Origin of the sequence: Pseudomonas edaphica, from assembly GCF_005863185.1 — a bacterium.
Classification (GTDB): domain Bacteria; phylum Pseudomonadota; class Gammaproteobacteria; order Pseudomonadales; family Pseudomonadaceae; genus Aquipseudomonas; species Aquipseudomonas edaphica.
In genome coordinates this window covers 1-5,094 of record NZ_VBVZ01000454.1, presented here as the reverse complement: position 1 = coordinate 5,094, position 5,094 = coordinate 1, and the positions used below count along the sequence as shown (strand labels likewise).

6 protein-coding genes are annotated in these 5,094 nt (G+C 58.4%); 2 read left to right on the top strand and 4 right to left on the bottom strand.

Annotated elements, in window-relative coordinates:
* Positions 1–53: 53 nt before the first annotated feature.
* Positions 54–719, bottom strand: a complete 666-nt coding sequence (locus FEM54_RS24010; protein WP_138453385.1) for a fumarylacetoacetate hydrolase family protein — start codon at positions 717–719, stop codon at positions 54–56.
* Between the two features lie 21 nt (positions 720–740).
* On the bottom strand, positions 741–2,135 hold the full coding sequence (locus tag FEM54_RS24005) for an FAD-binding oxidoreductase (RefSeq protein ID WP_017139510.1): 1,395 nt from the start codon (positions 2,133–2,135) through the stop codon (positions 741–743).
* 365 nt (positions 2,136–2,500) lie between these two features.
* Here FEM54_RS24005 and serA point away from each other — a divergent pair, with 365 nt between their 5' ends.
* Positions 2,501–3,730 (top strand): phosphoglycerate dehydrogenase, encoded by a 1,230-nt coding sequence (serA, locus tag FEM54_RS23990; protein ID WP_017139511.1) that lies wholly within the window; start codon positions 2,501–2,503, stop codon positions 3,728–3,730.
* A gap of 61 nt (positions 3,731–3,791) precedes the next feature.
* Here serA and FEM54_RS23985 read toward each other — a convergent pair whose 3' ends face one another.
* Positions 3,792–4,232, bottom strand: a complete 441-nt coding sequence (locus FEM54_RS23985; RefSeq protein WP_017139512.1) for a DUF4399 domain-containing protein — start codon at positions 4,230–4,232, stop codon at positions 3,792–3,794.
* A gap of 133 nt (positions 4,233–4,365) precedes the next feature.
* On the opposite strand from FEM54_RS23985, the gene FEM54_RS23980 reads away from it, so the two are divergent.
* Positions 4,366–4,839: a transporter substrate-binding domain-containing protein gene (locus FEM54_RS23980; protein WP_017139513.1), complete on the top strand. Its 474-nt coding sequence runs from the start codon at positions 4,366–4,368 to the stop codon at positions 4,837–4,839.
* A gap of 47 nt (positions 4,840–4,886) precedes the next feature.
* Here the strand turns inward: FEM54_RS23980 and FEM54_RS23975 are convergent.
* On the bottom strand, positions 4,887–5,094 hold a 208-nt coding region (locus FEM54_RS23975; RefSeq protein WP_138453384.1), incomplete at its 5' end, for a 2-thiouracil desulfurase family protein.

Sequence of the window (5,094 nt, the reverse complement as noted above, 5' to 3'; positions counted from 1 at the left end):
GAGTCGTCTGCATCGCAGGCAAGCCAGCTCCCACAGCTGATTGCATGCAGCCTTTAGCGAACGAGGCTTTCGAAACGGCTACCGCCACCCAATTCCAGCACCAGCTCATCGCCCACATTCAACGGGCCTACACCGGCTGGAGTGCCGGTGAGGATCACATCACCCGCCTGCAGCGAGAAGCAGCCGGCCATGTGCTGGATCATCGGGACGATCGGGTTGAGCATCTGCGAGCTATTGCCGTCCTGGCGCACTTCGCCGTTGATGGTCAGGCGAATGCCGATGTCGGTCACGTCGGCAAAGGTGCTGCTGACCACAAAGGGGGCAATCACGGCGGCGCCGTCAAAAGACTTGGCGATTTCCCACGGCAAGCCCTTGGCTTTCAGCTCGGCTTGCTTATCGCGCAGGGTCAAATCCAGGGCCGGAGCGAAGCCGGAGATGGCATCCAGCACTTCTTCACGGCTGGGCTTGGTCGACAACGGTTTGCCGATCAACACCGCGATTTCCGCTTCGTAGTGCACCGAACCGCGCTCGGTCGGAATGGCGAAACCGCCTTCCAGCGCGACCACGCAACTGCCCGGCTTGATGAACAGCAACGGCTCGGTCGGCACCGGGTTGTCCAGTTCCTTGGCGTGTTCGGCGTAGTTACGCCCGATGCACACCACTTTGCCCAAGGGAAAGTGGATGTTGGTGCCGTCGACATACTTGTGCTGGTAGCTCATGAAACGACTCCTTCAGGGCGGTTAAACAGCGAAGATCTTGCCAGGGTTCATGATCCCGTTCGGGTCGAACACCGCTTTCACTGCTTTCATGTATTCGATTTCAACCGGGGAACGGCTGTAGGTCAGGTAATCGCGCTTGGTCATGCCCACGCCGTGTTCGGCAGAGATTGAGCCGTTGTACTTCTGGACGGTCTCGAACACCCACTTGTTCACGGTGGCGCACTTGGCGAAGAACTCATCCTTGCTCAGGTTTTCTGGCTTGAGGATGTTCAGGTGCAGGTTGCCGTCGCCGATGTGGCCGAACCAGACGATTTCGAAGTCCGGGTAGTGTTCGCCGACGATCGCATCAATTTCCTTCAAGAACGCTGGCACTTTGGAGACAGTTACCGAAATGTCGTTCTTGTACGGCGTCCAGTGGGAAATGGTCTCGGAGATGTACTCGCGCAGTTTCCACAGGTTGTGCAGTTGGGTTTCGCTCTGGCTCATCACGCCGTCCAGCACCCAGCCCTGCTCTACGCAGTGCTCGAAGGTTTCAAGGGCGTGGTTGGCAACTTCTTCGGTGGTGGCTTCGAATTCCAGCAGCGCGTAGAACGGGCACTCGGTTTCAAAGGGAGCCGGCACGTCGCCACGGCCCATGACCTTGGCCAGGGCTTTGTCGGAGAAAAATTCGAAGGCGGTCAGGTCCAGCTTGCTCTGGAACGCGTGCAATACCGGCATGATCGAATCGAAATCGGTGGTACCGAGCACCATCGCGGTGAGATTTTTCGGCGCACGGTCCAGGCGCATGGTGGCTTCGACCACAAAGCCCAACGTCCCTTCGGCACCGATAAACAGCTGGCGCATGTCGTAGCCGGTGGCGTTCTTGATCAGGTCGCGGTTCAGTTCCAGCACGTCACCCTTGCCGGTGACGACTTTCATGCCGGCCACCCAGTTGCGGGTCATGCCGTAGCGAATCACCTTGATCCCGCCGGCATTTGTGCCGATGTTGCCGCCGATCTGGCTCGAACCCGACGAAGCGAAGTCCACCGGGTAGTACAGGCCTTTTTCTTCGGCGACGTTCTGCAATTGCTTGGTGACCACGCCCGGCTGGCACACGGCGGTGCGGTCGGTGAGGTTCACATCGAGAATCTGGTTCATATAGTCAAACGAGACGACCACTTCGCCATTGGCCGCCACCGCAGCGGCCGACAAACCGGTACGACCACCCGATGGCACCAGCGCCACCTTGTGTTCATTGGCCCAACGGACGATGGCTTGGACCTGCTCGATGGTCTTGGGAAAGACGATAGCGGTAGGCGCGGGGGCGAAGTGCTTGGTCCAATCCTTGCCGTAAGCCTCCAGGGAGTCTGCATCGGTCAGCACTTTGCCAGGCTCAACCAGGGTCTTCAGCTCATCAATCAGGGCAGGATGGGTCATCGACGGAACTCTCGAACAATTCATGGTCATCCTGAGAACGCTTCACGTCGCAGGAATGGGTGTTTAGCGGGGCACGTATGCTAGCATACCGCCCCCGCAGGACAGAGCCCAAGGGCGTTCTGCGGTGACGGCTTTCCTGCCGTCCGGGTCAGCTCTGTGCCCTGATTTGCCAATACGTTTCTGTTTGACGAGCGGCTGTTGTTGTCAGGCAAGGCGCCGCGACGAGTCATAGCTTGCTATGGGGAGGAGCGGCAACGCAGCATGGCGGCAACAGACGCCGTCAAACAGGAACAGTATTGGTGAATCAGGGCACATCCTGCTGCTCGATTCCCTGCCATTTTTCTCCGGGATACAGGTTTACGCAGATGAGCAAGACTTCTCTCGATAAGAGCAAGATCAAGTTCCTTCTTCTGGAAGGCGTCCACCCATCGGCTGTCGACGTACTGAAAGCCGCTGGGTACTCCAGCATTGAGTACATCACCAGTTCTCTGCCGGAAGCCCAGTTAAAGGAAAAGATCGCCGACGCGCACTTTATCGGCATTCGCTCCCGCACTCAGCTGACCGAAGAGATCTTCGACCACGCCAAGAAACTCGTGGCTGTCGGCTGTTTCTGCATCGGCACCAACCAGGTCGACCTAAACGCTGCGCGCGAGCGCGGTATCGCGGTGTTTAACGCACCGTACTCCAACACCCGTTCCGTTGCTGAGCTGGTGCTGGCCGAGGCGATCCTGCTGCTGCGCGGCATTCCTGAGAAAAACGCTTCCTGCCACCGTGGCGGCTGGATCAAAAGCGCGGCCAACTCCTTCGAAATCCGTGGCAAAAAGCTGGGTATCGTCGGTTACGGCTCGATCGGCACGCAGTTGTCGGTGCTGGCTGAAGGCTTGGGGATGCAGGTGTTCTTCTACGACACCCTGACCAAGCTGCCATTGGGCAACGCCACCCAAGTGGCGAGCCTGACCGAGCTGCTGGGCATGTCCGACATCGTCACCCTGCACGTACCGGAAACCGCTGAAACCCAGTGGATGATCGGCGAGAAGGAAATCCGCGCCATCAAGAAGGGCGGCATCCTGATCAACGCGGCACGCGGCACCGTGGTTAAGCTGGACGCCCTGGCCGACGCGATCAAGGACAAGCACCTGATCGGCGCCGCTATCGACGTGTTCCCGGTAGAGCCACGCTCTAACGACGACATCTTCGAAAGCCCGCTGCGTGGCCTGGACAACGTGATCCTGACTCCGCACATCGGCGGCTCCACCGCTGAAGCTCAGGCCAACATCGGCCTGGAAGTGTCGGAAAAGCTGGTCAAGTACAGCGACAACGGTACCTCGGTGTCTTCGGTCAACTTCCCCGAAGTGGCGCTGCCGGCTCACCCTGGCAAGCACCGTCTGCTGCACATCCACCAGAACATCCCTGGCGTGATGATGGAGATCAACAAGGTCTTCGCAGAAAACGGCATCAACATCTCCGGTCAGTTCCTGCAGACCAACGAGAAGGTTGGTTACGTGGTGATCGACGTCGACGCCGAGTACTCGGACCTGGCGCAAGAGAAGCTGCAGCACATCAACGGCACCATTCGTAGCCGCGTGTTGTTCTAACGCTTTGAACGCTGCATAAAAAAGGGAGCCTTCGGGGCTCCCTTTTTTGTCTGAACAAATCTTACTTGACGTTAACCGTGATGACTTTCGAGGCTACAGTCGGGTTGAACTGCATGTGCAGTTTGTCGCCAGCGACCAGTTGCAAGGTGTGCTTGCCTGGGGTGAGGGTCAACTCGGTCTCGGTCTGGGCCTTGCCGTAGTGGATCACGGTGTCGGTGGCCGGGATCGGCACACTGGCGTCCGGCAGTTCTTTCTGGTCGATCAGCAGGTGGTGGTGGCCGGTGCCTGGGTCCTGGCTGGTCGCTGGCGCCAGTTTCAGGCCTTCCATACCGAACTTCACAGTGAAGGTTTTATCGACGGTGGCGCCGTCTTTTGGCGACACGATAAAGACTTTGGCGCCTTCCGGTGGTGCGCTGCGCGGGATACCGTCAGCGGCTGTGGCCAACATCGAAGCACCCAGCAAGAGGCTGGCCAGGGTTGCACGGGACAAAAGGGCTTTCATTCGCTTCTCCAGTTTTACGGTGAAATCTGTAGGGTTATGACAACTTCGCGACAAATTGCTGTCCAAGGCACTCAACACCATAGCAAGCGATGCTCAATGGCGCCTCGCACGCACAAATTCTTTAGGAGCGACCATGCGCTTTGTGCCTGGCCTTGTACTTTTACTGCCCCTGTTGAGCCCACTGGCTCACGCCGAACTGATCGATGACGTGTTTGATCGCGGCGAACTGCGCATCGCCCTGGAGGCCAACACCCCGCCGTACAACTTCAAGGACGGTGACAAGCTAACCGGTTTTGAAGTGGAGCTGGGTGAACAATTAGCCAAGGAAATGGAGGTTCGCCCCTCGTTCATCACTGTCGATGACGCCGACCTGTTGCCGGGTGTGGAAAGCGGCAAGTTCGACGTGGCCATCAACCATATCGCTATGACTGCCGCGCTGCAGGATCGGTTCGATTTCAGTGAGGCCTATAAGCAAACACCTGAGCTGGCCATTCCATTCCAAAAGGGCAACCCGGCCTTCAAAAGCAGCCTGGACAATGCATTACAGCGGGTGAAGGCCGATGGTCGCTTGAAGGCGCTGACGCAGAAGTGGTTTGCACCTGAGTGAAACACAGTCGATGTGGGAGCTGGCTTGTGTGGGAGCTGGCTTGAACCTCAAAGTTGTGCCAGGGCAATTGCCGCCTCAGGCAACTCCAGCTCACTGAACACCCGCACGCCATGGCGCTTGAGCAGCGCCGCCGTCACGCCTTCGCCGCTGACCTTCACGCCGCTGAAGGTGCCGTCATAGGTCAGCAGATTGCCGCAGGACGGGCTATTGGCCTTGAGAATCGCGATGCGGATGTTATGCCGCTGCGCCAACGCC